This window comes from Pseudomonas sp. fls2-241-R2A-110, from assembly GCF_030209165.1.
Taxonomy (GTDB): domain Bacteria; phylum Pseudomonadota; class Gammaproteobacteria; order Pseudomonadales; family Pseudomonadaceae; genus Aquipseudomonas.
Genome location: NZ_JARVSN010000036.1, coordinates 112602 through 138957, shown reverse-complemented (window position 1 = coordinate 138957; position 26356 = coordinate 112602). Strand labels below are relative to the sequence as shown.

General features: G+C 55.5%; 25 protein-coding genes. 16 read left to right on the top strand and 9 right to left on the bottom strand.

What is annotated here, in order from left to right:
• Window positions 1-25 precede the first annotated feature (25 nt).
• The 7 genes from QRN31_RS27175 to QRN31_RS27145 all read left to right on the top strand — a co-directional run bounded on the left by QRN31_RS27175 (window position 26) and on the right by QRN31_RS27145 (window position 9122).
• Window positions 26-2254, top strand: a complete 2229-nt coding sequence (locus QRN31_RS27175) for a polysaccharide biosynthesis tyrosine autokinase (RefSeq protein ID WP_285435726.1) — start codon at window positions 26-28, stop codon at window positions 2252-2254.
• Window positions 2255-2356: 102 nt separating this feature from the next.
• Window positions 2357-3439 (top strand): glycosyltransferase, encoded by a 1083-nt coding sequence (locus QRN31_RS27170; RefSeq protein ID WP_350310397.1) that lies wholly within the window; start codon window positions 2357-2359, stop codon window positions 3437-3439.
• Window positions 3440-3454: 15 nt separating this feature from the next.
• Entirely contained in the window at window positions 3455-4567 is a 1113-nt protein-coding gene (locus QRN31_RS27165; protein WP_285435806.1) for a polysaccharide pyruvyl transferase family protein, read from the top strand.
• Entirely contained in the window at window positions 4564-5784 is a 1221-nt protein-coding gene (locus QRN31_RS27160) for an MATE family efflux transporter (RefSeq protein ID WP_285435723.1), read from the top strand. The genes QRN31_RS27165 and QRN31_RS27160 overlap by 4 nt, the downstream gene beginning before the upstream one ends.
• A complete protein-coding gene (locus QRN31_RS27155) occupies window positions 5784-6887 on the top strand; it encodes a hypothetical protein (protein WP_285435721.1) in 1104 nt (367 codons plus the stop codon). Before QRN31_RS27160 ends, QRN31_RS27155 begins: the two co-directional genes overlap by 1 nt.
• A gap of 12 nt (window positions 6888-6899) precedes the next feature.
• Window positions 6900-7937, top strand: coding sequence for an acyltransferase family protein (locus tag QRN31_RS27150; RefSeq protein ID WP_285435719.1), 1038 nt, complete (start codon window positions 6900-6902; stop codon window positions 7935-7937).
• A 39-nt stretch (window positions 7938-7976) separates the two neighbouring features.
• Complete coding sequence (locus QRN31_RS27145; RefSeq protein WP_285435717.1) at window positions 7977-9122, top strand: SGNH/GDSL hydrolase family protein; 1146 nt, start codon at window positions 7977-7979, stop codon at window positions 9120-9122.
• Window positions 9123-9125: 3 nt separating this feature from the next.
• Here the strand turns inward: QRN31_RS27145 and QRN31_RS27140 are convergent, their stop codons facing one another.
• Together QRN31_RS27140 and galU are read right to left on the bottom strand one after the other, a co-directional pair.
• Window positions 9126-9491, bottom strand: coding sequence for a mannose-1-phosphate guanylyltransferase (locus tag QRN31_RS27140; RefSeq protein WP_285435716.1), 366 nt, complete (start codon window positions 9489-9491; stop codon window positions 9126-9128).
• 54 nt (window positions 9492-9545) lie between these two features.
• Complete coding sequence (gene galU, locus QRN31_RS27135) at window positions 9546-10379, bottom strand: UTP--glucose-1-phosphate uridylyltransferase GalU (RefSeq protein WP_222585489.1); 834 nt, start codon at window positions 10377-10379, stop codon at window positions 9546-9548.
• A gap of 311 nt (window positions 10380-10690) precedes the next feature.
• On the opposite strand from galU, the gene galE reads away from it, so the two are divergent.
• The 6 genes from galE to QRN31_RS27105 all read left to right on the top strand — a co-directional run bounded on the left by galE (window position 10691) and on the right by QRN31_RS27105 (window position 16806).
• On the top strand, window positions 10691-11713 hold the full coding sequence (gene galE, locus QRN31_RS27130; RefSeq protein WP_285435715.1) for a UDP-glucose 4-epimerase GalE: 1023 nt from the start codon (window positions 10691-10693) through the stop codon (window positions 11711-11713).
• A gap of 135 nt (window positions 11714-11848) precedes the next feature.
• Window positions 11849-12091, top strand: coding sequence for a hypothetical protein (locus tag QRN31_RS27125; RefSeq protein WP_259150505.1), 243 nt, complete (start codon window positions 11849-11851; stop codon window positions 12089-12091).
• Window positions 12092-12177: 86 nt separating this feature from the next.
• On the top strand, window positions 12178-13287 hold the full coding sequence (locus QRN31_RS27120; RefSeq protein WP_502942526.1) for a polysaccharide biosynthesis/export family protein: 1110 nt from the start codon (window positions 12178-12180) through the stop codon (window positions 13285-13287).
• A gap of 14 nt (window positions 13288-13301) precedes the next feature.
• Window positions 13302-13967, top strand: coding sequence for a YjbF family lipoprotein (locus QRN31_RS27115; protein ID WP_285435711.1), 666 nt, complete (start codon window positions 13302-13304; stop codon window positions 13965-13967).
• A complete protein-coding gene (locus QRN31_RS27110) occupies window positions 13964-14731 on the top strand; it encodes a capsule biosynthesis GfcC family protein (RefSeq protein ID WP_285435710.1) in 768 nt (255 codons plus the stop codon). Before QRN31_RS27115 ends, QRN31_RS27110 begins: the two co-directional genes overlap by 4 nt.
• The gene (locus QRN31_RS27105; RefSeq protein ID WP_285435708.1) at window positions 14728-16806 is read left to right on the top strand and encodes a YjbH domain-containing protein; all 2079 of its coding nucleotides are present in this window, start codon (window positions 14728-14730) and stop codon (window positions 16804-16806) included. The genes QRN31_RS27110 and QRN31_RS27105 overlap by 4 nt, the downstream gene beginning before the upstream one ends.
• A gap of 269 nt (window positions 16807-17075) precedes the next feature.
• Here the strand turns inward: QRN31_RS27105 and QRN31_RS27100 are convergent, their stop codons facing one another.
• The 4 genes from QRN31_RS27100 to QRN31_RS27085 all read right to left on the bottom strand — a co-directional run bounded on the left by QRN31_RS27100 (window position 17076) and on the right by QRN31_RS27085 (window position 21058).
• A complete protein-coding gene (locus QRN31_RS27100) occupies window positions 17076-18470 on the bottom strand; it encodes an undecaprenyl-phosphate glucose phosphotransferase (RefSeq protein ID WP_285435706.1) in 1395 nt (464 codons plus the stop codon).
• A gap of 361 nt (window positions 18471-18831) precedes the next feature.
• Window positions 18832-19509 (bottom strand): winged helix-turn-helix domain-containing protein, encoded by a 678-nt coding sequence (locus tag QRN31_RS27095; RefSeq protein ID WP_285435704.1) that lies wholly within the window; start codon window positions 19507-19509, stop codon window positions 18832-18834.
• Window positions 19510-19537: 28 nt separating this feature from the next.
• Complete coding sequence (locus QRN31_RS27090; protein WP_285435702.1) at window positions 19538-20287, bottom strand: EAL domain-containing protein; 750 nt, start codon at window positions 20285-20287, stop codon at window positions 19538-19540.
• Window positions 20288-20317: 30 nt separating this feature from the next.
• Window positions 20318-21058, bottom strand: coding sequence for a winged helix-turn-helix domain-containing protein (locus QRN31_RS27085; protein ID WP_285435701.1), 741 nt, complete (start codon window positions 21056-21058; stop codon window positions 20318-20320).
• Between the two features lie 498 nt (window positions 21059-21556).
• On the opposite strand from QRN31_RS27085, the gene QRN31_RS27080 reads away from it, so the two are divergent.
• Entirely contained in the window at window positions 21557-22390 is an 834-nt protein-coding gene (locus tag QRN31_RS27080) for an undecaprenyl-diphosphate phosphatase (protein ID WP_285435699.1), read from the top strand.
• Window positions 22391-22441: 51 nt separating this feature from the next.
• On the opposite strand, the gene dusA is transcribed toward QRN31_RS27080, so the two are convergent.
• Together dusA and QRN31_RS27070 are read right to left on the bottom strand one after the other, a co-directional pair.
• The gene (gene dusA / locus QRN31_RS27075; RefSeq protein ID WP_222585501.1) at window positions 22442-23452 is read right to left on the bottom strand and encodes a tRNA dihydrouridine(20/20a) synthase DusA; all 1011 of its coding nucleotides are present in this window, start codon (window positions 23450-23452) and stop codon (window positions 22442-22444) included.
• A gap of 146 nt (window positions 23453-23598) precedes the next feature.
• Window positions 23599-23976, bottom strand: a complete 378-nt coding sequence (locus QRN31_RS27070) for a winged helix-turn-helix transcriptional regulator (RefSeq protein WP_285435698.1) — start codon at window positions 23974-23976, stop codon at window positions 23599-23601.
• A 95-nt stretch (window positions 23977-24071) separates the two neighbouring features.
• On the opposite strand from QRN31_RS27070, the gene QRN31_RS27065 reads away from it, so the two are divergent.
• Together QRN31_RS27065 and QRN31_RS27060 are read left to right on the top strand one after the other, a co-directional pair.
• Complete coding sequence (locus tag QRN31_RS27065; RefSeq protein WP_285435696.1) at window positions 24072-24479, top strand: DoxX family protein; 408 nt, start codon at window positions 24072-24074, stop codon at window positions 24477-24479.
• 11 nt (window positions 24480-24490) lie between these two features.
• Window positions 24491-25234 carry an SDR family NAD(P)-dependent oxidoreductase gene (locus tag QRN31_RS27060; RefSeq protein ID WP_285435694.1) on the top strand — a complete coding sequence of 248 codons (744 nt, stop codon included), beginning with the start codon at window positions 24491-24493 and terminating at the stop codon, window positions 25232-25234.
• Between the two features lie 37 nt (window positions 25235-25271).
• Here QRN31_RS27060 and QRN31_RS27055 read toward each other — a convergent pair whose 3' ends face one another.
• Window positions 25272-26192, bottom strand: coding sequence for a LysR family transcriptional regulator (locus tag QRN31_RS27055; RefSeq protein WP_285435692.1), 921 nt, complete (start codon window positions 26190-26192; stop codon window positions 25272-25274).
• Between the last annotated feature and the right edge of the window lie 164 nt (window positions 26193-26356).

The following is a 26356-nucleotide window of genomic DNA, read 5'->3' as shown; positions in this document are numbered from 1 at the left end:
CAATATTGGTAAAAGAATAGACCTTATGCAGTTACCGTCAGTAATCAGCACCCGGGATAAAGATAGAGACGAGATTGATCTTCTCGGTTTACTCGGCACATTGATTGACCATAAATGGTTAATAGGTGCTATCACCGGTGCGTTCATGGTGACCGGTGCCGCGTATTCGGTGTTATCGCCGCCCGTGTATCTGGCGAACGCGCTGGTACAGGTCGAGCCGAAAAAGAACGACATGCTGGGCTTCTCGGATATCAGCAGCATGCTGGGTGGGCAATCGCCGGCGGCTACCGAGATTGGCATCATAAAGTCCCGCGCGGTCATCGGTAAAACGGTCGATGATCTGCGCCTGGATATTGTGGTCACGCCCAACACCTTTCCCGTGGTAGGTGGCTTTCTGGCGCGTCGTTATAAAAGCGCTCCTGATCAACCGGTGTCACCTGCACGCTTTGGGATGAGCAGTTATGCCTGGGGCGGTGAGCGCCTTGAAATCGAACAGCTCAAACTGCCCGATGAGTTGTTGGGCAAGAAGCTGATGCTAGTTGCCGGTGAGCAAAACCGATTCCAGCTGTTTGATGACAACGGTGGCTTGTTGGTCAGCGGTGCCGCAGGTGTTGCCGTCGCGGAGAATGGCGTCGAAGTGCTCGTAACGGGTATGGCCGCCAACCCGGGGACGAAATTCGAGGTGGTTCGCAATCCTCGCATCGTCACCATCCAAAGTTATCAGGACGCCCTGGATGTCTCCGAGCAAGGTAAGGAGTCGGGCATCATCAGCCTGGGCCTGGCCAGCACCGACTACGCCCTGGCGGTGAAGATACTCAACAAGATATCGACCCTGTACGTGCAGCAGAACGTGCAGCGCACGTCTGCCGAGGCGGCTCAGAGCCTGGAATTTTTGCAGGCACAACTTCCTCAAGTCAAAGACGATCTGGTCAAAGCCAGCAACGCGCTCAACAGCTATCAGACTCGCGGCAACACCGTGAATATCTCCCTGGAGACCAAGTCTGTCCTGGAGCAGATTGTGGTGCTGGATACGCGCCTCTCGGATTTAAAGCTGCAGCAAGCCGACCTTGATCGCAAATTCACCCGCGAGCACCCGGCTTACCGCGCCTTGATGGCTCAGATGGGCGATTTGAACAGCCAGCGCCGTGGACTGGAGAAGAAGGTTCAGGATCTGCCGGCGACACAGCAAGAGTTGTTGAACCTCACCCGTGATGTCGAAGTGGCGACCCAGATCTACACCCAACTTCTGAACAAATCCCAGGAGCTGGACATCGTGAGGGCCGGTGCGGTCGGCAATGCGCGGCTCATTGATACGGCGGATGTCGACATCACCACCCCGGTCAAACCACGTAAAGCCCTGATCGTGCTTATTGCGACTTTCCTGGGCGCGTTTGTCGGCGTCGCCCTGGTGTTGGTACGCAAATCGCTGAGCCGCGGACTTGAAGGGCCCGAAGCCATCGAGCAACTTGGGCTGCCTGTTTACGCCTCTATTCCGTACAGCGCGTTGCAGCAGGAAGAGGACACTAAGAAACTCCGGCTGGGCGACAGTAGCCCCAATCATGGCTTTCTATTGGCGCTGCGCAACCCCACCGATTTGTCCATCGAATCGATACGCAGCCTGCGCACCTGTTTGCATTTTGCGGGGCTGGACGCGACCAACAACCGCATCATGATTTCTGGCCCGAGCCCTCAGGTCGGCAAGACATTTGTCTCCTCTAACCTCGCGGCTGTCATGGCTCAAAGCGGGCAGCGAGTCATCCTGATCGATGCCGACATGCGTAAAGGTCATTTGCACAAGACGTTGGCGACCCCGATCAACAATGGCTTGTCGGACCTGTTGGTCAAACGCTGCAGCCTGGACCAGGCGATCAATAAACTCGAGGTCGAAAACCTGCACTTCATCAGTCGTGGCCAAGTACCGCCTAATCCCTCGGAACTGCTGATGCATGCCAACTTCCGAGAGCTGATGGTGGAACTCAGCGAACGCTACGATGTGGTCATCATCGACACTCCGCCGCTTTTGGCTGTTACCGATGCGGCCATTGTCGGACGTGAAGCGGCCATCAATCTGATCGTGACGCGCTTTGGCGTTAATCCGGCCAAAGAGATCGAGCTGACCATGCGCCGGTTTGCTCAAAACGGCATCGAGTTGAAGGGCGCCATTTTCAATGGCGTCGAGAAACGGGCGTCCAGTTATTACGGTAATAGCAGCGATGGCTATTACAACTATGAATACGCCTCTGACAAGGCGTGACGCGATTTCTATCTGCCAGGTAATTGAACCGAGCGTGGGGTGAAACATACCCGCGCTCAGCACTTTATCGCCTGCGACTACGATCATGGAGATGGGTAGATTGTGAAAAAAATACTGCACGTGGCCGAAACGATTAAAGGCGGAGTGGCAACAGTCATTCGTACGATATCGACGCCCCCCGAGGGCGACGCTCGTCAATATGAGTTGGTGTATCTGATCCCGTTCGATCAGAAAAAAGAACTGCACGGTATTGATGAGAAAGACATCAGAACCTTCTCTAGGAACAAGCGGGATGTGATCTCCCTCCTGCGGTTTGCCTGGCAACTGTTCCGGGTGATCTTCAAGGAAAAGCCTGATGTCGTGCACCTGCACAGCACTTTTTCCGGGGTGATTGGCCGGTGTGTCTGTCTGCTCATGCGTCCATGGCGCGCACCCAAAATCATCTACTGCCCGCATGCGTTTTCTTTCTTGATGGAGAGCTCTGCGGTCAAACAGAAAGTGTATTCGTTGGTCGAGCGGCTTTTGCAGAAAGTCACCGACGTCATTATCTGTGTCAGCCAGTACGAAATGGATAAGGCGGCCTCGTTCGGTATCGACCGGCACCGGATGAAGCTGATCTACAACGGTATTCATTACAAAAGCGAAGAGAACAAGTCAGGCGAGAGCACGGACATTCAGCTGTTGTTCGTGGGTCGACTCGACTATCAGAAGGGCTTCGATGTCCTGCTGAAGGCGTTTGCTGAAGTCGAGCGAACAGACTTGCGGCTTACGGTTGTGGGCAGTGCTGTCAATGAAGAGTCCGTCGAGTGCCCAGCCATCGATGCCGTGGAATACCTGCCTTGGGTGACGCCTGCGGAAGTCAACGAGCTGTATAAAACCGCCGATGCCTTGATTGTTCCCAGTCGTTGGGAAGGCTTTGCCATGGTGCCGCTTGAAGGCATGGCCATGGGCGTGCCGGTGATTGCCAGTGACTGCACCTCGCTGCCCGAACTGGTGACGGACAACATCACCGGCTACTTGTTTTCGACGGGCGATTACCAGGCGCTGGCCAACATTCTACTGAACATCAAAAAGCAAAAATTGTTCGAACTCGGGACCGAAAGCCGCAAGAAAGTGCGCGAGCGGTTCAGTGCGACCTTGATGATTCAGCAAACCTACGACGTGTATTCCGCTCAAACCTATTAAGTAGAAATCAAGATGATGAACGTAACTATTCTGCATGGCTACAGTGCGTCCAACTCGGGCGATGGCCTTCTCGTGGATTTGGCAATTGCCTTGGTGCTGCGAAATTTCGGGCCTGACACTTTAATCAACGTAGTTGCGTCGGACCCCCAATCATTTAGTTATCTTCCCTATAAGCGCTATGACGCGCCTGTCATGGCGGCTAAAGGATTTGGCCGGGTCAAGGAAGCCGTGTTTCTCAACCAGTCTTACACCGCGCTGGCTGATCTGTTGAGCACCTGTGATTTGATTGTCGGGGTCGGCGGTGGGTACATGCGCTCCAAAAGTGCCTTTGAACATATCAAGCTGAAACTGGGGCATGCCAAGCAACTCGAAACAGCCATCTTGAGCAAGGTGCCGTCGGTTTACCTGCCGCAAAGTATCGGTCCGTTCCATGGCCAGAGCAGCAAGATCGTAGAGCACTACGCCAGCGCCGATGCAGTGTTTGTCCGCGACAACCGTTCTTCAGCCATTTTTGCGGCCCATGAAAACGTGTATCGCGCGCCGGATCTGGCGGTCCAGGCGTTGGCCAAGAAGATCCTGCTTCAACCCAAGTTCACTCGCTGTGCAGCGTCGCCGGCCGTGGTTTGCGTGGTGTTACGCAAACCGCCGCAATGGAGCAAAGACAAGAAAGTCGGCTACGTGGCCAATCTGAAACTTCTTCTGCAGCGATTGCGGGCCAAGAGCAAAGTGGTGTGCGCGGTGCAAAGCGCGGTGCGCGGCAACGATGACGGAGCGTTTTATCGTGAACTCGGTATTACCGAGGACCTGCTGCCGTTGAAGGCGACGCTGGCCAAATATCAGCCCGACCTGGTCATTTCCGTAAGACTGCATGGCGCCATCGAGTCGCTGCTGGCCGGCGTACCGGCGTTCCATATCAGCTATGAGCGCAAAGGCTTTGGCGCCTATGAAGACATGGGCGTGGAAGACTGGGTGATCAACGGTGCGGACATCAACGTCGACACCATCATCGACACTGTTTATGCGCCGAATGCGCTGACCCGATTCGGCAAAAGACTCACGGACACCTGTAAGGAAATCGAAGCCAAAACGCTGCAGATGGACACTATCATCAAAGGGATTGTTCGATGATATTCCGGCTGTTGCTGCGGGGCGGCGCCCTCGGTGCCAAGTTTTTGCTGGTGTTGGCCATTACTCATTATCTGGGCTATGACGCATTGGGCTTTTACGGCGTCGTGGTCGCAGCCTCACTGATAGCCTCGAAGTTTTACAGCGTCGGGTTCAGTTCCGAGATCAACCGGCTGATCAGCGTCGGCGGCAGTTCGCGAAGTGTCGTCGACAAGGTGCTGATCCTGTACCTGGCGGTGGGTCTGTTGTTGTCGGTGGCGACAGTCACGCTTTACTCACTGATCGGCGATGTCGAAGCGAGTGCTGCGTTGATCGCGTGCGTGACGCTGTTATTGCTCACCGAGCATCTGTCCTTCGAAATCAATTCGTTTGTTTTTTCCGCACAAAAAGCCAACTGGGGCGCGTTGCTGTTCTTCATAAAAACCGGGCTCTGGGCGCTCATTGCCGTGGGCGGACTCATGACGGGCGTCGTGTCCTCCATCGCCAGCGTGCTGTGGTTGTGGGTGGTCACCAACGTGCTGGTGATCCTGGCCGGCTACTTCATTGTGGTTAACGTTCACCGGGAGCGGGAGGTCAGTACCGTCACCACGGTGTCCGTCTGGAAAGCCGGGCTGCCTTTTTACCTGGGCGGTGGTTTGATCGCGTTGAGCCAATACGCCGAGCGCTTTCTGATTCTGGACATTGAACCCTACGCCAGCCTCGGCAAGTACGTGTATTCCTGGTCCGCCGCCAACACTTTACAAGCGCTGTCCTACGCGGTGGTTGCTGTCGTCGGCATTCCCGTGCTCGCCAAGCGCTACAAGAATAATCCACAGGCGCTGACGGTTCGGCAGTTGTTCCTCAATCAATGGGTGCTGCGTTCCCTGTTGGTTTGCGGCGCTGTGGCGGTGGCGATCTATGCCTTTTTCAACATCCTGCTGGATTATGTCGATGCAGCAGTCCCGCGACCGGACAACAGGATTTTGGCGATCCTGATTTTTTCGTTTGCGCTTCGCGCCATTGGCGACATCGTTTGGGGAGGCCTTATTGCCTCCAAGAACAGTCGGGTGTCATTGGCCAGTGCGGCGATCTGCCTGGTGATTTCGCTGCCCGTCAGCTACGTGTTGATCAAGCACTATTCAATCTATGGCGCGGCGTGGGGCAATGTCTTTTCGATTACGGTGCAACTGGTCGTCATTGCATTGCTGACTCGGTTTGCCCGGACGAAGGGGACTGTGTAATGGCGTTATCCCTGCCTTCCATCGAGTTTCGCGGCAGAAAACTGGATTCGTCCATTTCATTCCTGATTCTGTTTTGCGGTCTTTTCCTGTCCATTGCGATGCCGCTGTTGATGCACCGCGATCCGGGTCCTGATGCGATGACCTTGTGGACGTCCTACGTTCGCTCGGACAACTGCAACTTCTGGAATCCGTTTTCGCCAGACCGCTCTTCCTACGAATGTTCCGCGTACCTGTTGCGTCCCACCGGGATCAACCTGGATAACGCGTGGGCTTACGGCATGTTGTGCAACTTGTTCCTGACGTCTATTCCGATCTTTATCTTCAGAAGAATACCGCTGACGATCTTTCTCACCCTGTGCCTGTGGGGCGTGGTCAGGTCGTTTTTTCTGGATAACCTGACCAAGGAAATCATCGTGTCGGTGGCGGTCATCGCCATCCTGTTTTTTTCTTTTTCGAAGCGATACCGGGCGGGCTTTTTTCTTTCTGCACTGTTCTATGGCGTGCTGATTCGGCCCTACTGGATATTGTTCTCGTTGGTCTGGGTCGGTGTCTGCGTCATGAAGAAGCGTGTATCGCGCTTCAGCTTTTTCGTGATGTTGTTCATGTTCTACCTGGTGATTGCCACCGCGATTCAACTGCTGGTCGGTTATTCGGTGTCGTCCATTCGCGCCAGTAACAACGAACAGCGGACCCTGGGGGAGGAGGGCTCGAAGTCATTGATCGTGTCGTGGCTCAGCGGCGGCGACTTCGCTTCCCAGGCCGTGGATTCGATGAGCATCTTCTTCAGGTTGTCGTTCCCGGTGGAGTTGATCCTGCTGTCTGGCCTTGGCCAGATCATCTTTGTCGTGCTGATGATGATGACCTCGTTGTTGATCTTCAAAATGATGACGGCGAGTCACTTCAAGGGCTCGATCATCGAACCGAAAGTCAAAGAGCTGGTTGCGATCCCACTGTCGTTTTTGTTGGTGCAGGGCTTGTTCGAGCCTGACTTCGGCTCGTTCGCACGGCATTTCTCCATGGTGGTGCCGGTGCTCTTTCTGGGGCTGGGGCTGCAGTTGCGCGCAAGAAAACCCGAGCCGGTTGAATCACGGGTCTTGAACTGAGGTTTGTGCTGTATGCAAAGCAAGAAGAAGTCGCTGGAAATAGAAACCCTCAGAGGCCTGGCGTGTTTGTTGTTGGTGCTCTATCACGTGATCGGGCCGCTGGGGGGCGGATTGAAAATAGACCTGGGGTCGCCGTTTCGAGTGCTGGCTGACTCGATGGTGTACGTCAGGATGCCGCTATTTACCTTTATATCGGGCTACATCTATTCCATCTACAAAATCAGGGGCAATGACTTTTCCGCTTACTGCACAGGCAAGGTGAGACGGTTGATCGTGCCGTTGTTTTTTGTCGGTGTTCCATTTTCGGTGTTGCAGGCTGTGGCGCCGGGTGTGAACAAGGACGTCGGGTTATTCCAGGCCTTGTTGTCGTTTTATGTGCCGGTTAACCATTTTTGGTTTTTGCAGGCGGTGTTCATCATTTTCATGTTTGTCGGTTTTCTTCAGTGGCGTGGTCTGTTGCAGACGATGACGCGGCTGTACCTGTTGTTGCTGTTTTCAGCGGTGGCGTTCTTGTTGCCGCCTTTCTCGATCGATGCGTTTGGCATTAATGGCGCGTTCTATTTGCTGCCGTTTTTCGTCACGGGAATGATCTGCCACGAGAAAGTCGCGGTGATAAAGCAATCGCTCAAAGTGATCGGGCCGGTCGTGTTTGTGTTGATCTCCATCGCATTGCTCTACATTGCAGCCGTGGACCGCGAATTGATCGTCGATCGCAGAAGCCTTGTCGGATTACTTGTCGGCTGTACGTCCTGCGTGGCGCTGTTGTCGAGTGACATGCGTTCAAAAGCACTGATCTGGCTGGGTGGATATTCTTACGCGATCTTCCTGTTTCACGTGTTGTTTGCAGCCAGTTCACGGTTCGCGTTCGGTCGACTGGGCATTACGGACGAAAGCCTCCTGGTCATCGGCGGTGTGCTCTGCGGGCTGTTGGGGCCGGTGCTGCTGTCGAATATGTTCAGTCGTTTCGCCCTGACGTCCGTGCTGTTTCTGGGTGAGCGCGCGAGCGGTAAAAAGACGCCAATACCCGAGCTGAAAGTCTCTCAATCCTGAGCAGTGTTCAGCGGGTGATTTGATAGGAGGGATGAGTCAATGGCCTATGTCGATGATGTGCGTCCCGTGCCGGCTCCGGTTGTCGAGGTGCGCAGTTCAAGTGAGCGATTTGCCGCGCTGGGCAAGGGTAAAGCCGGGGAGGTGCTGGACATCTCAGTGATTGGCGACAGCTACAGCGCCGGGCAGGACTTTTATCTGAACAGCCTGACTCAGCGGTTGGCCAAGGATTTCGGTTTCGCCGGGCCCGGGTATGTCGGGTTCAACCACGGCGGCGCGCTCGGCGGTACCAACGTCAAATACACCCGCAGCAGCGAGAAGTTTTTCAGTGGTGATTGGGACGTTTCCAGGCTTGGCCAAGCGAGCCCGGACAGCCGCACTGTGACCGGCCAGGTAGGGGCGTGGCTTGAGGTGGATTCCAGTCAGACGGCCGTCATCGATACGTCCATTGCCCAGGCCAGATTGCTCTATCTGGGCGACGGCAAAACCAATGAGTTGCGCTATCGGTGGGCACCTTCAGACCCTTGGCAGGCGTTGAAGATGGCGGGTTCCGGGGTACAGGAAGTGCAACTGAGCGTCCCCGCCAGCGCGGATTGGGCGTTAAGACTCGAAGTGGTGAAGGGTGCGCCGACGTTGTTCGGTTTGTGGTTGGCCAATAATCGCGGCGGCGTCAGGGTCTCAAAGCTCGCCGCTTCCGGCGCCACATCCGCTGACTTTTATAAAGACGACAGCCAGTGGCAAACCCAGTGGAAGGCAGTCGTTTCAAAGATACCGGCGGACGTTTACCTGATCATGTTGGGTGGTAACGATCAGGGGTTTGGCGTAAAGCCCCAGGATTATCTGGAGAACATCAAAGGGCTGGTGCGGATGATTCGCGAGATCCATCCAGCGGCGAGCATCGACGTGATCCTGCGTCAGGACACCACGCGATCCAGTGCCTATCCGATGGCGGATTATGCCCGGGTGCTGGAACCCTGGGCGCGTTCGCAAACCATCACGTTTTTGAGTTTGCAGTGTGCATTCGGTCCCGACTTCAAACGCTATGCCAGTGACGGGCCGACCCCGATGATCGGCCCGGACAAGATCCATCCCATTCCCGGTACGGGCGGCCGGCTGATTGCCGATCATCTCTATCGACTGATCGTCGATGGGGTCGGTGAGCAGGGTTGCGGTGCCGGGTTGAAATAATCGTCACCGCTCAAAATGCTCCAGATGACCCAGCAACTCTGCGGTTTTCAGCGGCATCAGATCAGCATCGCAGCGTGTCTCAACCGTGATCACGACAACCGGGCCGCTGTCATGGGGGCGAACCCGGAATCGCCAGTCGTTGAATATCATTTTCAGTCCGTTGTGCTCCTCGATGTCCAGCGCCTGTTGAACGTACAGGCTCTTCAGGTGAGCGAGCAGGGGACGCAGCGCCTTGACCGGGCGAAGGAGATCGCCCGACGAGGGAAACACCCCGATGCGCTCCACCAGCAGGCTGGTGCCCAGCCAGGCCATCACTGCGAAGTTGCTCGCCTTCGGTTCGATGTCTGCCGAGCGTTTTGCGGTGGTCATAGTGGCCTGCCTGGATGAAGGGGTTTGATGTCGGATGCGCAGGGTGAGCGTTGCTTAAAGGCCGTTGAGGTACAGCTGCTCATAGCAAAAATTGGTCGCGTCGATATAGCCTTCCGCGCCACCGCAATCAAAGCGCAGGCCTTTGAACTTGTAGGCCAGCACACAGCCATTTTGCGCCTGCTTCATCAGTGCGTCGGTGATCTGGATTTCGCCGCCCTTGCCAGGTTGCGTGTCGGCGATCAGGTCGAAGATGTCCGGGGTCAGAATGTAGCGGCCGATGATTGCCAGGTTGGAGGGCGCATCCTCAGGGGCCGGTTTCTCGACCATGCTGTTGACCCGGTAGATCCCTTCGGAAATCAGTTCGCCGGCAATGACGCCGTACTTGTGCGTCTGGTCATGGGGGACTTCTTGAATGGCCACGATCGAGCAGCGGAATTTTTTGTAGAGCTGAATCATCTGCGCCAGGACGCCGTCGCCTTGCAGGTTCAGGCACAAGTCATCGGCCAGCACCACGGCAAATGGTTCATCGCCGATCAAGGGGCGACCGCTGAGAATCGCGTGCCCCAGGCCTTTCATTTCGACTTGGCGGGTATAGGCGAAGGTGCAGGTTTCAATCAACTCGCGGGTGCCGGCCAGAAACTTTTCTTTTTCGGTGCCGCGAATCTGGTGTTCCAGTTCATAGCTGATATCGAAATGGTCTTCCAGTGCACGTTTGCCCCGGCCAGTCACAATTGCCATGTGCTGCAAGCCGGCATCTCGTGCTTCTTCCACGGCGTATTGAATTAAAGGCTTGTTGACGATCGGCAGCATTTCCTTTGGCATTGCTTTAGTAGCAGGCAAGAAGCGCGTGCCATAGCCGGCGGCGGGGAACAAGCATTTACGAATCATAGATATATCCTGGAAAGTCATTGTTCACAGAACACGAAAGACGGGACTGTGAATATCGATGTATTACAGCGTTTGCACTTTAATACCCCAGCGGTGGACTCATGGCAATTAGTGGCACGCTTGTAACTTTGGAAATGTTATTAGTTGTCTGGCCGGTGCGAGTTTAGTTAGTTTTAGTCGGTGTCGGTTAATAGTGTTAGTTCGGGTGAGGTGCTAATTAGTAGTGGGCGTCGCTGTGTGATGTGTGCCGGGAGTTATAGACCTGGCACCGGACAGTTGAACACTTAAATACCCCCACTATGGACCGCTCTATGAAGATTCTGGTAACGGGTGGAACCGGTTATATCGGTTCTCACACCACACTTGCGCTGCTTGAAGCGGGCTTCGAAGTGGTCGTGCTGGACAACCTGTGCAACAGCTCTGACGCCGCGCTGCATGCGGTAGAAGCCATCTGCGGGAAATCCGCGTTAATGATTCACGGGGACGTGTGCGACAGGCCCTTGCTGGACCGGATTTTTCAGCAGCATGCCATTGATGCCGTCCTGCATTTCGCCGGCCTCAAGGCGGTCGGCGAGAGCGTGCGCAAGCCTCTTGAATATTACGAAACCAACGTCTGCGGAAGCATCACGCTGTGCCAGGCGATGGCCGCGGCCGGTGTGTTCCGGCTGGTGTTCAGCTCGTCGGCCACGGTGTACGGCGCGCCTGAGCAGATGCCGATTCGCGAGGATTTCCCCACGGGCACGCCCACCAATCCTTACGGGCAATCCAAGCTGATCATCGAAAACGTATTGCGTGACCTGTGCACGGCAGAGCCGAAATGGAGCATCGCGCTGTTGCGTTACTTCAATCCGATCGGCGCTCACGCGAGCGGGCATATGGGTGAAGATCCCAGTGGGATTCCCAATAACCTGGTGCCTTACATCAGTCAGGTCGCCGTCGGCAGCCTGCAGGAACTGTCGATATTCGGCGACGATTACCCCACGGTCGATGGCACTGGCGTGCGCGACTACATTCATGTGGTGGACCTGGCGGACGGGCATCTCAAGGCACTGCAATCGATCTCGACGCGTAGCGGAATCAATGTCTGGAACCTCGGCACCGGCGACGGTTACAGCGTGCTGCAAGTCGTTCGTGCATTCGAGCAGGCTTCGGGGCGGTCGGTGCCTTATCGCGTGATGCCGCGCCGCTCGGGCGATATCGCCGAGTGTTGGGCTGATTCCTCCAAGGCGCAGAAGGAACTCGGTTGGAAGGCCACGCGCAGTTTGCAGGAAATGATGACGGACACCTGGCGCTGGCAATCGAGCCATCCCAGGGGATACCTCGATCAAGGCTGATGGGCGTGGGTTTGACGGGGTGTTTTTCGCTCGATTGTTATATCTGGCGGCGATGTTAATTAAGGTCGGGAAAATTGACTGGAAACAGTGCCCGCAAGTCCGTAGATATAAAGAACACGCCGGAAGGAGTTTGATATGAAAAAGATGATGTTATGTGCCTTGTTGTCGATGACGAGCGGCTGGGCACTCGCCGCGGAAGAGGCACTCACTCTGGACACCAAAGTTGTGGGTGAGGTGACGGCTGGTCAAGCGGCGGTGGCCAGCACCGCATTGGTGGCCGGTGCCGTGGCCGCGTCCAACAGCGGCGGAAGTTCCAATGGCGGAACCGGCAGCACCGGGACAACGGGCACTACCGGGACGACCGGCACAAGTAACTGATAAATATCGCAGGTGTCATTCAAGATTGCCCGGCTAACACTGGGCGATCTTGTTTTGGGTTTGCCCTTGAATAGCGTAGTGCCATTATGATTCGTAGTGTTCCATTTTTAATGCTGGCAAGTATTGCTTTGCAAGGTTGTATGTTTTCGCCGGGGCAACATCTGAGTACCAGCGAGATTACGCGCGAAGGTGCCAGTGAAAGCAGTCGGGTCGAGCTTATTCCGATTACCCCCAAGCTCATCGCCATGGACAGGGCCTCGCAGAAACACGAGTCACTGCCCGCAGAGTTGTTGACCCCGCCGGACGAATACCGCATCGGTAACAACGATGTGTTGTACATCACGGTATGGGACCACCCTGAACTGACCGCACCCTCGGGGGCGCAACAGCAAATTGATGCCAACGGCCGTCTGGTTCGTTCCGACGGCACGCTCTATTACCCCTACATCAAAGAGGTCCAGGCCGCTGGCAAGACCGTTCAGCAACTGCGATCCGATATCGCCGAGAAGTTGTCGACCTTTATCTCGGACCCGCAAGTGGATGTGGCCGTGCTGCGCTTTGCCAGTCAGAAAGTGGTGGTCTCGGGCGCGGTATTGAAAGCCGGCCCGCAAGCGATTTCCACCAATGCGCTGAATGTGGTCGAAGCCTTGGGCTCGGCCGGCATCGACCCGGTGAATGCCGACTTGTCGGGACTGCTGTTGACGCGCAACGGACGGGTATACCCGCTCAATCTCGATGCGCTCAATCAACAGAATGCCGAGCTGCAAAAGGTCTACCTCAAGGGCGGCGATCAGTTGTACCTGCCGTACAACGACAGCAAAAAGATCTACGTGATGGGCGAGGTCAATCAGCCGCGCGCGCTGACGTTCAAGACCCGCACCATGAATCTGTCTGACGTCATCGGCTCGGTCGGCGGCCTGAACCAGACCACGTCGAACGGCAACGCCGTGTACGTCATCCGGGGTGTGGAAAACCTCGATGCAGAACCCGCAAAAATCTATCAGTTGCAAGCCGAGTCACCGTCCGCCATGGCGCTCGCCACTCACTTCGATGTTCGCCCGCAAGACATTGTCTACGTGGGCCCTGCCAACGTCACCCGCTGGAACCGCTTCATCAGTCAGTTGGTGCCATCCGCCTCGATTCTCGGTATGGGCGCAGCGGCACAAAACAATTTAAGTGAAGCCAACAGCAGATAAGGCCTGGTCCCACTGTGAGAACGTTGAACGTTAGCGTCTGCTTGATGGCGGCCTTGCTGTTGTGTGGATGTAATCCCCTGATGAAGGCCACGCTGGCGAACTTCAAAGCCGTGGCCAGCGGTCCGGATGATCTGGAATTGACCCCGGCCCAAGTGGCCGAAGTTCGATACCCCCAACTCAAACTGACCACCCCGTCCGGCGTCGGGGTGTTGGCGATGGTGCGTGCCCGAGGTGATTTTCAGTACTGGGTCGCGTCCGGCAAGCAAGTGCTGATGCTGCGCGATGGACTGGCGGTTCGCACTGTCGGTCTGGGCTTTGGTGGTGATCTGGACGGGACCCGTTTTGACGCGGTCTCGCCGTTCAGGCAAGGCCTCCATCGGCTGCCCGACGGTTACACCAGCCAGCGCTGGATCGATCTCTATCACGGCTACGAAGTGGGGGTTGCGGTGAACAGTCGCTTCACCCGGCAAGCCATGGAAACCATCAGGATTCTGGACAAGGAATACGCTGTGTTGCGTGTCGATGAGCAGATTGATGCGCCGGCGATTGGCCTGCGCGCGACCAATCATTTTTGGGTCGATCCCGACAGTGGTTTCATCCTGCAAAGTGAGCAGCAACTGACGACGCAACTGCGCGTGAAGATCGTGCAGTTGACCGCTGAACGCGGGGCGGTCCGTTGAAGCTTTCAAAGGTGTTATGCCCGTGTCTGTTTTGGGTTTTGGCGGGCGTGAGCCAGGCGGGGGTCAGCGTTGATGGCGACGTCGGCCATCCGGGGCTGGTCGAGCTGCAACCCGGTGGCCGCGTGCTGGACGTCATGCGCATTGCGCAGCCCAATCCTGAAGGCTACTGGCTGGCGGCGGCCTGGCTGCGACGGTCACTGCTCGACGAGCAGACTCAGCTCAAAGCAGGCGTCTTGTTCGATTTGAAAGTGCTGCAGCGCATGGCGTTGCTCTTTGACCGTCCCAGCCGGGCGGCGTTGGCGTTGCAGTTGTATGAGCACGTCAGCCGCTTGCCGGTGACCGGGCGCCAGGTGGCCGTGCTGGACCCTGTGGCGGTCGAAGTCGGGTTCGCGCGCAACTTTCGCCTCAATGACGGCGACAGCCTGATCTACCCGACGCGTTCGAATGTGGTTGACGTGTTGGGCGCGGTCGCCGAACCGTGCCGGCTGACCTATCGGCCGATGCAAGAGGCTCGTGATTACCTGCAAGCGTGTTCGCCACTGAGCGACGACGCCGAAGCCGATTACCTGTGGATCATTCAGCCCGATGGCGTCACCCGACGGGTCGGCATCGCGCCGTGGAATCGCGAAAGCGGTCAGGTGCCCGCCGCAGGCAGCAAGATCCTGGTCCCCGTCAAAAACGATGATCTCAATCCGCCTATACCTGAACTGAATCAGCAGTTGGCCGAATTTCTTGCCACGCAACTGGCTGAGGTGGTTCCTTGAATTTACGTTTTGCAGCAGTGTTGTTATTGCCGTGTGGTCTGGCTCACGCAGAGCCGCGATTGACTCAGAATGATTTCGGCGGCGTGGGCTTGATGCAGACGCCGACCGCCCGAATGGCCCCGGCCGGCGAGTTGAGTGTGAACGCCAGTCGGACCAGCCCCTACAGTCGCTACAGCGTTTCATTGCAGCCATTTGAATGGCTGGAAGGCTCGTTTCGCTACACCGCCATCACCAACCGCCGGTACGGTCCCGAATCGTTGAGCGGCGACCAGAGCTACAAAGACAAGGCCGTGGACCTCAAGGTGCGCCTGTGGCAAGAAACCCACTGGGCACCTGATGTGGCCCTGGGTTTTCGCGACGTGGGCGGCACCGGTCTGTTCTCCAGCGAGTTCCTGGTCGCCAACAAACGCTATGACGATTTCGATTTCAGCGCGGGCATTGCCTGGGGCTACATCGGCAATCGAGGCGATTTCGAAAACCCGTTGGGTTGGGCGGATGATCGCTTCAAGACCCGGCCGGAGGGCGAGGGCACCGGTGACGTCAATACCAGCGCCTATTTCCGTGGACGTCCCTCGTTGTTTGGCGGCGTGACCTACCAGACCCCCTGGGAGCCGCTCAGCCTGAAACTCGAGTACGAAGGCAACGACTATAAAAACGAACCGAAGGACAACGTGATCAAGCAAGACTCGCCCATCAACCTGGGCGCGGTGTTCAAACTGACCGATTCGGTTGACCTGAGCGCTGGCTGGGAACGTGGCAATACCGCGATGTTCGGCATTACCCTGCACACCAACTTCGTCAGCCGCAAAGCGCCGGCCAAGACTTACGATCCGCCGGCGGAGCGTCTGCCGGCACACGCACCCAACACTGCGCCGGACCAGGTCAATTGGGCCAACGTGTCGCAACGATTGCAGAAAAACGCCGGCTACAAAGTCGAGCGCATCACCCAGCGCGGCTCAGAATTGTTTGTATACGGCGAGCAGTCGAATTACTTCCATTCGGCAAAAGCGGTCGGCCGCGCCAGCCGGATTCTGGACAACAGCGTCAACGACGACATCGACTGGTTCACCCTGGTGAACAAGCGCTACGACCTGCCGCTGGAAGAAACCAGCGTGCCGCGCGAGACCTTTCGCGAAGTGGTCAACAATGAGGAACCGCTGCAAGCCCTGCACCGCAGCACCGAGGTCAATGCGGCGATGCCACACACCGAGACCACGCTCTATACCGCAGCGCGCGATCCGTTCAATTACGGGGTCGGGCTGGGCTATAAACAGAACGTCGGCGGCCCTGATGGCTTGCTCTATCAGTTGAGTGCCGATGCGGACGCCGAGTATCGCTTCACGCGTAATACGTGGTGGAGCGGCATGCTCAGTGCCAATCTGGCGAACAACTACGACCACTTTACCTACGACGCGCCGAGCGGCTTGCCCCGAGTGCGCACTGACCTGCGAAAGTACCTGACGACGTCGGACGTCACCATGCCGACGTTTCAGCTCAGCCACGCCGAGCAGCTCGATAAAGACCTGTTTGGCATGGTCTACGGCGGTTATCTGGAATCGATGTTTGCCGGCGTTGGCGGTGAGGTGCTGTTTCGTCCGACGGGCCAGCGCTGGTCGGTGGGCGCGGACCTGAACTATGTGCGTCAGCGCGAGTTCAACCAGGGCTTTGGCCTGCGTGATTACTCGACCGTGACAGGCCACATCACCGGCTACACCGATTTGCCTTTCGATACCCAGGCCGCCGTGAGCGTTGGACGCTACCTGGCGCGGGATTGGGGCACCACGATCGACCTGTCGCGGGAGTTTTCCAATGGCGTGCGATTCGGTGCCTGGGCCACGTTGACCACTGCCACCACAGCAGAATACGGCGAAGGCAGTTTCGACAAAGGCATCTACCTCTCGATTCCTTTCGACGAACTCATGAGCATGTCGACCATGCGCCGCGCCAATATCGTCTGGTCACCACTGACCCGGGACGGTGGCGCGCGGCTCAATCGTAGCTACTGGCTACACTCCATGACCGATAGCCGTGACAGCGACATGTTCTACCGCAACTTCGACAAGATCACTGAGTAAAAGCGAGCGGGCTACAGGGCGATCAGCGCTGTAGCTCGCGATGCGATCCTACCGCAAGGGCCGTGCCCTTAAGGTCGTACGGTGAAACCTCTTCTGTGCAGCGTTCGCTGCGTTATCCCCGACCCACTGAAACCCGTAAGCCAGATCCCCGGCGGCGCTCCTGTCACGCTCGGTCAATGGCCTTGATCGGGCGGCAAAGCCTGATAGACGCCCACGAAAAAGGGGACTTGCGTCCCCTTGTCATACTGCGGTGCCCGGCCACTAAGCCATCAATAGATGTCTTTGGAGAGCAAGGTGAAGGGTGTCTTCACCAGGATCTTCAGGTCCAGCCACAACGACCAGTTGTTGATGTACTTGAGGTCGATTTCCACGCGTTTCTGCATCTTGTCGAGGGTGTCGGTCTCGCCGCGGCATCCGTTGATTTGAGCCAGGCCGGTAATACCCGGTTTGATTCGGTGACGGGCCATGTAGGCGAGAATTTTTCCGGAGTAGTAATCGTTGTGCGCAACCGCGTGCGGACGTGGGCCCACCAGGGCCATATGCCCTTGCAGCACGTTGAACAGTTGCGGCAACTCATCCAGCGACGTGCGGCGGATAAACCGTCCCACCGCGGTGATCCGCGAATCGTTTCGACTGGCCTGTTTGACTTCATGGTCGTCGTGCACGCGCATCGAGCGAAACTTCCAGACCTGGATTACCTTGCCATTCCAGCCGTGACGGTCCTGTTTGAAGAACACCGGCCCTGGAGAGTTGAGTTTCACAGCCAGGGCAATCAGCAACAGCAGGGGGCTGAGCAGGACAATGGCCAACAGCGCCACGCTCTTTTCCAACAGACTTTTACTCAGAGCGGCGGTGGGCTGGCTGGTCAACGGGCTTTCGTTCAAATAGATCGCCGGCAAGCCGTCCACGACCCGCACCGAGTGATTGAGCAACGTCAGGCTGTTCAAGTCCGGCACCCAGACCACATCGACATTGGCCCCCAACAGATCGATGTACATGGCTTCGATCTTTGCCGCTTCGCTCAGGGGCAGCGTGATGTACAAACGGCGGATGTCGTGGGCTTTGATCAACTCCAGCAGTTGCTCCTGAGGACCGACGATACGCGGCGCTCCCAAGCCCAGCGGGAGCGTTGTGTCCGTGCTGACCAAACCCACCAGCGGAAAGTGCTCAAGGCTGCGCAGCTTTCTGGCGAGCCCCAATGCCAGCTCGCCTGTACCGACGATCAGGGTTTTATGCTCGCTCTGAAGTGACCGTTGATAGTATTGCGAGAATCCATGCAGCGGCACGTACAGCAGAGCTTGCCCCAGGTAACCGGCTGCCGCCCACACCAGGATGATCTGGCGCGAAAACAGTTCATCAGCCTTGCAGATAAATGCCACGCAGGCCAATGCCGCGAGTGTCATTGACCAGCCCATCAGCAAACGTCCCATTCCCGCCAGGTAGTTGTCCTTCTTGGCATAGACGCCACACCATGTATAAGCGGGTACCGAGGCCAGTACCGTCAGAATGGCGCAGACTCGATAATAGAACTCCAGTGTTCCCGTCTGGTAATAAACCAATAAAAACAACAGGGCCATTACATAGCCCTGACCCAATGCCCACTGTCCCCAGAAGGTCAGTCCTTTGAGGTGGGTATTTCGATTGATACGAAGATTGTTAACCATGCGATATCCCCAAAATACGTCCATTTGCGCGTCGACAGACAACAGCCAAAGTTGATAAATCAGCGTTATTGTTTTTATAAGATGGCGTTGCGTTGACGATCGAAACGCCACTGTGCGGCGCGCTCGTCAGTGAATAGATTAATTGATCGATGTAAAAGCAGTCTGACGACTTTTAACGAGTTGTTAGTTGTTGGTTGCGTTAGATTGGGTGGGCGGTGTTAGAAATGGTCGATAATTAAGTAAGGGGGGCGCAAGGCAGGGCGGGAGGAAATAAGTCAGGGTGAAAGGTGGGCGGAAAGTAGAGTCGTGAAGTGCTTTCTTGTTTTTGTAATGCACTACCAAAAAGGGTCATTAGTTGGGCTCAGGTGATACTTTTCCCCCGTGTGATTTTCTGTATCAGGCAATAGCCACGGTTTCGAACCGCGCGGAAGAGGCGCTCGCCATTACTGGCATTTTTAAACTTTTCCTGTAATCGACTGAGGCACATTTCGAGGCCGCGATAGTGCTCGGGCTCTCTGCCAATACTGCGAATCAGATCATCTTTGCTGACCACTCGATCATCATGATGCAGCATTTTATTGACCAGTGTCGCCTCAAGGCCGGTCAAGACAATTTCGACATCATCTTTGATCAGCGCACCGCTGCCATTGCTCAGTTGCCAGACGTCTGAGCAGGGAGAGGGGGCTTTCACATGCAGTGAGACGGACTCGTCCCGAGTGTCGCCTGTCAGCGAAGTGATGTTATTAAACGATGTGTCGGATTGCGCGGCTAACCATTCGGACTCAAATGTCGAGAGGATGCGCTGAGTATCATGCTTGATAACAGGTGGGACATTGTTGTCCAGGTGAGGGGAGATAAACTCCATGAGTTTCGGCGTTGATGAGGGACGGGCAACACCTTCGACAAACATTTTTGCCTGCGACGTGCCGAATGAGTTATATCGCTCGCTTGAGAGTAATGCCTCAAGCTCAAGTTGTAATGCCGGGCTGTGAGTGACGACGACAAAGTATTTTCTGGGGAGGGGTGTACTGCTTTCCATGTCTCTCTCCTGAAGGGTACGCTCAGTTTTAATTTAATAGGGTGTCGGCAGGGGAGTAGTGGCTCCCTTGAAAGTATTCAAAAGGCAATGCGCGAGCCAGTATATGGCTAGCAGCTTGCTCCACTCTGTCCGCTATAAATGCAACTTTGGTGGTGTGCGTCAGCATCGTCATGCGTTCGTGGAGTCGATTGAAAAGGTCTGGGTTGCCAGTGAGTTTAAGGCTCAAGTCTAGGGTTGAAAGCGAGATCTTTATATAGTCGAATAAATTCAGGGTTGTAAACATCTCGATACTTTCATCGTCGATGTTGTAATCATCGAAGGCGATTTCAATGCCGTGATCTTTCAACAGGTACAGGTTGTTGAGGATTTTCTTTTTTTCGACGAAGCTGACCGCCGAGAGGGGTAGCTCATTGAGTGCGATCACCAGCGTCTGGCCAAGATTTCCCAGCGCATCGCCGCACTGGATCAACTCTTCAGCGAGGGCGGAACTGGCGAGATCCGACTGCCTGACGCATACGAATCGACGGCTCAGGTACTTGCTTTCGCTTGAGGTATTGCGGTCTTTGAGTGAGAAGGCAATCAGCCGTGTTTGCGTGAGTACTTCACTGTAAAGGCTACTCATCGGGTTCGCCAATGCAGGCGCGGGCTGAGCCTGATGCTCGTCAAACTGTATTCTGATCTCGCTGCCAAAAGGGCAGTCGTCGCGAGTGAGGATCAATTGTCGAGACAAATAATGACTCGCAGGATAGACGTAAGACGCGCTCCCCGTTGCGTTCATAATGCAATAACTCCCTTGCCTGTTAACTCATCAAGCGGTCGCGATCAGACCCCTGATTAAACGATATCCATGGCCACGAATACTTTGTATGGCGTTGGTGCCATACATGCCTTTTATTTTGCCGCGAAGACGGCTTATCGATTTTTCCAAAGCCCGTGGGTCGTAATAATTTATATTTAGCCCCATGATTCTGGCGATTTCGTCGTGGCTCAATATTTGGTTTCTGGTTTCAGAAAATGCTTCAAGAATTTTCATTTCTGGAAACGAAACGTCCAGCTTTTTATAATCTCCAATCAGGCACATACGCGTCGGATCGAGGAGCAAGCTGTGCTTCTTCTGCCACTCTGCACTGTCAAAGAAATCAGTAAGTACGTCGCAGTGTTCATTCGGTAATGTCGCGAATTTAATGCAGTGATCGGCGCCAGCAAGATAATATTTCATCTTGTTGTAAGTGCCTTTTCCCGTAATCGCGACAAATATAATGCTTGCCTGATTCTGGGCGCGAATACTATCTACCAGCGCAAGGCTTTCAATAAAAACCTGAGGGCTGTCAATCACAATGAAGATTGCGCGGTACGAATGAGTGTCCCTGTTTCTTCTAAATGAATTGTTGTAGCACATTGTATCAACGGGTATATCATGCGCCACGTGGCTGGTAACTAATGTTCTGAAATCCTCCGCTATTGAATGGGTCCGCCCCATGGTGAGAATGCCTGGCACCTCCTTCGCGTGGTAGTGGCGGGTCGTCGTTGTTTTCCTTGTAAGCATCATGCTTTGACTCGGCTGGGTGCTGACATTTGGATGTTAAAGCACCAATTCTCATTTGTGACTGACAATTGGTAACATTTCACGGGATTTTCCAGCGGCCGTCACAAAATTTTTAACATTGCAGGGGCTTACGACGTGATTCTTTGCAGTTCCAGCATGTAGCACGTGGCTGGCAAAAGAGTGTCATTGTGCCATCTTTTTTTGTGATCGCTCGCTTTTCCAGATCAATGAACGTTACACGCGACTCACACATTCTGTTACATACCGATTTCTGAGGACGTTGTTAATGCCCACGGCAGGTCTAGTTGGTAGAGACGTTTTGGTGGGTCTTCGGTCTGTCTATAATTAATATTTGTTGTTATATAACATCGCTGTTAATAGGGTGACGCTGGACATTTAATAACATTAAGTTTTAATACTCGGCTGGATGCGTTTTAATTTCTCGTTGGCGATACATCTAAAGCAGATCAGTTGATGTGCTTTTGTCAGTGAGAGAGACTAATGGATTTTTGGACGACAGTTACGGTATTGATTTTAGGCGTGGTAGAAGGGCTAACGGAGTTTTTGCCCATATCAAGCACAGGGCACCAGATTATAGTCGCGGACTTGCTCGACTTCGGCGGTGAACGTGCGATGGCGTTCAATATCATTATTCAATTGGGCGCCATTCTGGCGGTCGTCTGGGAATTTCGGCGCAAGATTTTCGAGATTATTAAAGGCTTGCCAGCACAGCGTAACGCGCAACGTTTTACCTTGAACGTATTGATCGGTTTTATGCCGGCTGTTGTCTTGGGCGTAATGTTCGCCGACAAGATTCATGAATATTTGTTTAACCCAATTACCGTGGCCGTGGCTTTGGTTTTGGGCGGTGTCGTCATGTTGTGGGCGGAACGGCGGGAGCATGTGGTGTATGTCGACCATGTTGACGATATGCGCTGGACCGACGCGCTTAAAGTCGGTTTCGCCCAATGCCTGGCGATGATACCGGGCACCTCGCGTTCTGGTTCGACCATTATCGGCGGGCTGCTGTTCGGCCTGTCACGCAAGGCCGCCACCGAGTTCTCATTCTTCCTGGCAATGCCAACCATGGTCGGTGCGGCGGTTTACTCAGGCTACAAGTATCGGGATCTGTTCCAGGCCGCCGACTTGCCTGTCTTTGCCTTGGGTTTCGTGACCGCGTTCTTTTTCGCCATGATCGCCGTGCGCGGCTTGCTCAAGTTCATCGCCAACCACAGTTACGCCGCCTTCGCCTGGTACCGGATCGTCTTTGGGTTGTTGATCCTGGCGACATGGCTGTTCGGTTGGATTAACTGGACTGAAGCTGCAGCGCTCTGACACTAACCGCCAGGCTGTCGATCGACAGCCTGGTGGCAACGCGGATAGTCATTAACGCCCTTCAAGCAACGCCGCTGCCTGATCCAGCAACGCCAAAGGCTCTTTCGCCTTGTGAATATCCACCGACAACAACTGCCGGAACTTGCGCGCCCCAGGAAACCCGGTGCCCAATCCCAGTACATGTCGGGTGATGTGGTGCATCGAGCCACCGGCATCAATATGCGCGGCTATGTAAGGGCGCAACTGTGCCAGCGCTTCGGCCCGGCTGATCACCGGGGCTGTGCTGCCGAACAATTGCTGGTCCACTTCAGCCATCACATAAGGATTGTGATAAGCCTCACGACCCAGCATCACGCCGTCAAACGTCTGCAAATGCGCGTGACACGCCTCCAGTGTCTTGATGCCGCCGTTGAGAATAATCTCCAACTCCGGAAAGTCCGCTTTCAGCCGCGCTGCCACGTCATAACGCAACGGCGGAATGTCACGGTTCTCCTTCGGTGACAGCCCCTCCAGAATCGCAATCCGCGCATGCACGGTAAAACTCGTGCACCCGGCATCCCGAACCGTGCCGACGAAATCACACAACTGCTCGTAACTGTCCCGTCCGTTAATCCCGATCCGATGCTTCACCGTCACCGGAATCGACACCGCATCGCGCATCGCCTTCACACAATCGGCCACCAACTGCGGATGCCCCATCAGGCACGCACCAATCATGTTGTTCTGCACCCGATCACTCGGGCAGCCGACATTCAGATTGACCTCGTCGTAACCATGTTCCTGGGCCATGCGCGCGCACGCGGCCAAGTCCAGCGGAACGCTACCGCCGAGTTGCAGCGCCAGCGGGTGCTCGGCTTCGTTGTGACGCAGGAAACGCTCGTGATCGCCATTGAGCAACGCGCCAGTGGTGACCATTTCGGTGTAGAGGAGCGCGTGTTTTGAGAGCAGGCGCAGGAAGAACCGGCAGTGGCGGTCGGTCCAGTCCATCATCGGCGCAACACTAAACCGCCGAGACAGCGCAGGGCTTGTGTTTTGTGGGTTTGTCACTGTTTGAGCTAGCATTTTTCTCTGCGCATTCTGGGCCGTTTTCAGGCGTGTTTAGTCAGCCTTGAAAACAAAGGGTCACCAGTTTACCAAGAGTGCCGGACATTCGCCCGGAAACAGGCCGCCTCGGTACAGGAACGTACAGCTGAAAGTGCGTCAGTCGCTCAGGTGCTCTTTGCTTTACGGCCACGTGAGGCGGGCTTCACCGGCACGCTTTTCCCGTACTCGCTCCACCATGTCGAGAGCGCTTCCATTGTCGGTCCGAGTGCGCGTGCTTTTGCGGTCATTTCATATTCAACACGCGGGGGCACCTCGGCGAAGACCGTTCGCGAGATTAGACCATCGCTTTCAAGTTCCCGAAGTTGCGCTGTCAACATGTGTTGCGTGATGCCGGTGATCGCCTTGCGCAGTTCCCCAAAGCGATAGATGCGCTGATTCAGCAGCCACATGATTTCCAGCTTCCACTTGCCTGAAAGCAGCGAAAACGCACGCCGCATTTCCTCGTGCATGTTGATCTGATCATCATTGGTCTGGTTTTCCATACTAAGTGCCAGTTTTTCATCCTACTTGTGGGTTTTCATGTTAGGCGACATCGTTGCGCCCAGTCGACGTAACAATACCTGCTTGGGAAAACCTCATGATCGAAAATAATATTTACTGGGTCAGCACGGTGCTGCTTTCGCTGCTCTATTTCGCCTCTGCCGCGATGTACCTTGCCAAAGGCGACTATGTTCGAAACGCACAGGCGGAGTTGGGCTATTCAGCCTCCCATCTGGTGCCTTTGATGATCGTGGTCAAGTTACTAGGGCCCGCCGCGATTTTGTGGCGCTTCAATGTTGCACTCAGTGATCTCGCTTATGCCGGCATGTTTTATCACCTGCTGCTTTCAGCTTCTGCACACCTGGGTGTTCACAAGCCCAAAGGTGCTATCCCGGCAGCCGTGGGGCTCATTCTCCTGATTGCGTCGTTCATGACACAAAACGCCGTTCGCGAATTTCCGTCGCCTAACGTACCGGCGGCAATTATCCAAACGACTCTTGAATAATGGGGAATGCTATGACTCGACTCAGTGGAAAAGTTGCCATTGTTACCGGCGCCGGTCGTGGTATCGGCCGAGCCACGGCCAAGCTTTTCGCGGTGCAGGGCGCGAAAGTCGTGGTCGTTTCGCGTACGGCTGAAAATGTCGATCAGGTCGTTGCTGATATTCAGTCCGCAGGCGGCGTCGCGCTCGGAATCGTTTGCGATATCGCTGATCCGGATCAGATTAACGCCGCTGTCGACAAGGTGATGGATGCTTATGGACGGATCGACATTCTGGTAAACAATGCGTTCGATCCCTCGGTGGTTTTTTCATCGGTGCTCGAGCTGTCTGCCGAGCAGTTGCAGCGTAATTTTGAAATGGGCCCGATCGCTTATCTGCGAACGATGCAGGCGTGCTATCCCCATCTCAAAGCTAGCGGAGCGGGCAGGGTGATCAACTTCGCTTCCCTGGCCGGTGTTATCGGCATGCAGGGCTACGCGCCTTACAACATGGCCAAGGAGGCGGTACGGGCCTTGACTCGCTCGGCTGCCAGGGAGTGGGGCGCTGACAAGATCACGGTCAACAATGTCATGCCGGTCGCTGATACTTGGGGGACAGCGGTCGATGTGCCTGCGCCCACTAACGTCCTTGGTCGTTATGGATCACCGGAAGACGATATTGCGCCGGTGGTGCTGTTCCTCGCCAGCAAGGATGGGCAGTTCCTGACCGGATACAGCCTCACGCCTGACGGCGGCCAAATCATCGACAGCGCCCGTTAACTATCGCTCCAGGCACCCAACGTCGACTCAACTGAAATCAGGAGACATGCCTTGGCATGTCTTCCAAAGACTCACTGCGTAGAGCGTTCAGCACCAGCGAAAAGGCGGGTGTTGGCAAGCGACGGCTTGGGTAGTACAAGTGATAACCCGAGAACAAAGGGCACCAGTCCTCCAGGATGCGTACCAAGCGGCCATCTTCAAGATGCGGTGCAAATTCTTCTTCCGGCAAATAGGCGATACCCAAGCCGCTGATTGCCGCCGCCGGGACATGTGCGCTGGTGTTCACAATGACCTGGCCTGTGACACGCACGTTGATCTTTCGACCACGCTTTTCGAATTCCCAGGCGTCGACTCCGCCAAGGGTTGGAAAGCGTATGTCGATGCAGTGGTGATTCACCAGATCCTGCGGTTTCCTGGGCACGCCATTGAGTGCGAAATACGCAGGCGATGCCACGGCAGCCATCCGGACCTGAGGTCCGATGGGAGCGGCGATCATATCTTTATCGACGGTGTCACCAAATCGGATGCCCGCATCGAAGCGGTCAGCGACGATGTCCCGGAAGCCATAGTTGATATCGAACTCAACCTTGATGTCAGGGTATTCAAGGAGCAGTGGAGTGAGTCGCGGAAGGAGGATGGTCTTCAGGACAAAATCACCGCAGGTGATGCGCACCGTACCTGCAGGCTTGTCGCGAAGCTCAGTCAAAGCATCCAGCTCTGACTCGATTTCGTCGAAACGATGACCGATAGCTTGCATCAGGCGTTCGCCGGCGCTGGTCGGCGAAACGCTGCGAGTGGTGCGCGTAAGCAGGCGAATTTTCAGCCGTTTTTCCAGTCCGGAAATGGTCTGGCTCAGGGCGGACTGTGTGACACCCAGGTGGGCGGCCGCTCGGGTAAAGCTGCCTTCTCGGGCGACCGTCACAAAGGCCAGAAGGTCGTTCAGGTTATGCCGTGACATCGAAGCCCGCCTATCCAGATTGATTAGCTGTACTTATAACTTCAACAAGCTTTCATTAGATTATCAAGCATGACGTATTCCCAGAGAATGGGGGCAAGCCTCACCTGTCGTTGCAGGTATTGCTCATACCACTCGCTGATTCGGACCCTGGAAAGCAGGTCGGT

Bases quoted from the DNA above. Each gene is read 5' to 3' on its own strand.
- QRN31_RS27175 (WP_285435726.1), top strand. From the start codon at position 26: ATGCAGTTACCGTCAGTAATCAGCACCCGGGATAAAGATAGAGACGAG.
- QRN31_RS27165 (WP_285435806.1), top strand. From the start codon at position 3,455: ATGAACGTAACTATTCTGCATGGCTACAGTGCGTCCAACTCGGGCGAT.
- QRN31_RS27160 (WP_285435723.1), top strand. From the start codon at position 4,564: ATGATATTCCGGCTGTTGCTGCGGGGCGGCGCCCTCGGTGCCAAGTTT.
- QRN31_RS27155 (WP_285435721.1), top strand. From the start codon at position 5,784: ATGGCGTTATCCCTGCCTTCCATCGAGTTTCGCGGCAGAAAACTGGAT.
- QRN31_RS27150 (WP_285435719.1), top strand. From the start codon at position 6,900: ATGCAAAGCAAGAAGAAGTCGCTGGAAATAGAAACCCTCAGAGGCCTG.
- QRN31_RS27145 (WP_285435717.1), top strand. From the start codon at position 7,977: ATGGCCTATGTCGATGATGTGCGTCCCGTGCCGGCTCCGGTTGTCGAG.
- QRN31_RS27140 (WP_285435716.1), bottom strand. From the start codon at position 9,491: ATGACCACCGCAAAACGCTCGGCAGACATCGAACCGAAGGCGAGCAAC.
- galU (WP_222585489.1), bottom strand. From the start codon at position 10,379: ATGATTCGTAAATGCTTGTTCCCCGCCGCCGGCTATGGCACGCGCTTC.
- galE (WP_285435715.1), top strand. From the start codon at position 10,691: ATGAAGATTCTGGTAACGGGTGGAACCGGTTATATCGGTTCTCACACC.
- QRN31_RS27125 (WP_259150505.1), top strand. From the start codon at position 11,849: ATGAAAAAGATGATGTTATGTGCCTTGTTGTCGATGACGAGCGGCTGG.
- QRN31_RS27120 (WP_502942526.1), top strand. From the start codon at position 12,178: ATGATTCGTAGTGTTCCATTTTTAATGCTGGCAAGTATTGCTTTGCAA.
- QRN31_RS27100 (WP_285435706.1), bottom strand. From the start codon at position 18,470: ATGGTTAACAATCTTCGTATCAATCGAAATACCCACCTCAAAGGACTG.
- QRN31_RS27095 (WP_285435704.1), bottom strand. From the start codon at position 19,509: ATGGAAAGCAGTACACCCCTCCCCAGAAAATACTTTGTCGTCGTCACT.
- QRN31_RS27090 (WP_285435702.1), bottom strand. From the start codon at position 20,287: ATGAACGCAACGGGGAGCGCGTCTTACGTCTATCCTGCGAGTCATTAT.
- QRN31_RS27085 (WP_285435701.1), bottom strand. From the start codon at position 21,058: ATGATGCTTACAAGGAAAACAACGACGACCCGCCACTACCACGCGAAG.
- QRN31_RS27080 (WP_285435699.1), top strand. From the start codon at position 21,557: ATGGATTTTTGGACGACAGTTACGGTATTGATTTTAGGCGTGGTAGAA.
- dusA (WP_222585501.1), bottom strand. From the start codon at position 23,452: ATGCTAGCTCAAACAGTGACAAACCCACAAAACACAAGCCCTGCGCTG.
- QRN31_RS27070 (WP_285435698.1), bottom strand. From the start codon at position 23,976: ATGGAAAACCAGACCAATGATGATCAGATCAACATGCACGAGGAAATG.
- QRN31_RS27065 (WP_285435696.1), top strand. From the start codon at position 24,072: ATGATCGAAAATAATATTTACTGGGTCAGCACGGTGCTGCTTTCGCTG.
- QRN31_RS27060 (WP_285435694.1), top strand. From the start codon at position 24,491: ATGACTCGACTCAGTGGAAAAGTTGCCATTGTTACCGGCGCCGGTCGT.
- QRN31_RS27055 (WP_285435692.1), bottom strand. From the start codon at position 26,192: ATGTCACGGCATAACCTGAACGACCTTCTGGCCTTTGTGACGGTCGCC.